Below are 434 nucleotides of genomic sequence, written 5' to 3'. Positions count from 1 at the left end.
ATTCGTAATAGCGTGAGGCCGAAGGTGTGGCCCGGGCTTCCATGCCTTCGCGGATGTCCGAACCTGGGCCATTGTCCTCAACGAGTGGATGGTTGTCTGGCCACAGGCCATGGAACGTCGTATGGCCGTTTCGCGTCACCGAGATCCAGGCGTGGCCGTCCACGAACTGATTGAACGACCCCTGTGTATTGGGGTCTACGTGACTATGGATGCCGAGGACGACCTTGTCGCTCATGGGATGCCCTTACGGAAAAATCTGTGTTTCGCCATCGGCGTACAGCATCACCACGCGCGGCGCCATCAAGGGAATTTCCTGACGGGCCGGGCCAGCAGGTCCGGGCTTCACGTCGCGCCGCAGCATGGTTGTGCATTGGCCGGATATGGGGCAGCGATCAACAACGACTTTCATGGTGTCCCCTTCCACGACATAGCTC

Annotated in this window: 2 protein-coding genes; both read right to left on the bottom strand. The window is 59.4% G+C overall.

Going from position 1 to position 434, the window contains the following annotated elements; genetic code table 11:
- The coding region (locus HR086_RS48120) for a hypothetical protein (RefSeq protein ID WP_217442273.1) at positions 1 to 235 on the bottom strand (235 nt) is incomplete at its 3' end.
- 9 nt (positions 236 to 244) lie between these two features.
- Positions 245 to 434, bottom strand: a 190-nt coding sequence (locus HR086_RS47605) for a hypothetical protein (protein ID WP_217442272.1), incomplete at its 5' end; no start/stop codon positions are given.

Source organism: Myxococcus sp. CA039A (assembly GCF_013336645.1).
In the GTDB taxonomy this organism is placed as follows: Bacteria; Myxococcota; Myxococcia; order Myxococcales; family Myxococcaceae; genus Myxococcus; species Myxococcus llanfairpwllgwyngyllgogerychwyrndrobwllllantysiliogogogochensis.
The sequence above is the reverse complement of the archived record's forward strand: the minus strand, read 5'-3'. Positions and strand labels throughout refer to the sequence as shown.